Here is a 1,065-nt window from a genome sequence, read left to right as displayed (position 1 = left end):
AACACTATTTATATATAGCTTTAGTATAAGCTTCCGTAATAGCTTGTTTTATAGGGTGTAACGTGTTCGAATGCGCGATTATTTCTTAATTTCAGTTTGTATTAATTTGGTAACACATGCGAAATAACGACTCATATAATGTTTTTATAACGTGCCCCCGAGGGCTAAATTACGTTCTTGAGCAAGAACTCAATAGTTTTGGAGTCGAGCAGACAAAGTCAACGCCTGCTGGCGTGAGTGCCGAATTAGATAAATCTTTGTTGTATCGTGTATTACTTTGGTCGCGAGTTGCAAATCGGGTTTTACTTGAGCTTTGTTCACATAAAGCGGAAACGGCTGATCAAATTTATGACGCAGCTTATTCTATAGACTGGAGTCGATATTTCGATTGTACGGCTAGTTTTGCGGTCGATTTCTCTGGGCAAAATGAACATGTCAACAACACTACCTTTGGTGCTTTGCGAGTAAAAGATGCAATTGTTGATAAGTTTCGTGACCTTGTTGGGGACCGGCCCTCAGTTAGTCGAGCCGAGCCTGATATCCGTATATCAGCCAGGTTGGCAAAAGGGAAAATTAACGTAAGCCTCGACTTGTCAGGTGAAAGTCTCCACAAACGCGGCTATCGTTCTGTTACCGGTGCTGCGCCACTCAAAGAAAACCTTGCCGCCGGATTGCTTTTGCTGAGTGGCTGGCCTAAGCGTTACAACGACAGCGCTAGTTTTATTGATCCAATGTGTGGCTCTGGCACTTTGCTTATTGAAGCGGCAATGCTTGCTACCAATAAAGCGCCAGGACTTGCTCGCGAGCGCTGGGGGTTTGAGTGTTGGAAAGGTCATGATGAGCGATTATGGAGTGCGCTTCGTCAGGCTGCTTTAGATTCATTCGAAAAAGGCTTAGGTTCATATCAGGGGCGTATTACTGGTTTTGATCAGGATTCTAGAGTTGTGGCGAAAGCTTGGGATAATGTTAGAAAGGCAGGCTTTGATAAGATTATTCATGTGGAGAAACGCTCACTAGAAGATTTTACCCTTGCTGAACATGATCAGGCGGGGTTGTTGCTAACGA

The 1,065-nt window shown here is 43.9% G+C and carries 1 protein-coding gene; it reads left to right on the top strand.

The window, feature by feature from the left end; genetic code table 11:
• Window positions 1-233: 233 nt before the first annotated feature.
• Window positions 234-1,065, top strand: an 832-nt coding sequence (locus tag A3761_RS24935) for a THUMP domain-containing protein (protein WP_231881310.1), incomplete at its 3' end; no start/stop codon positions are given.

It is taken from the genome of Oleiphilus sp. HI0123 (genome assembly GCF_001635315.1).
This window is presented reverse-complemented; position numbering and strand designations above follow the sequence as displayed.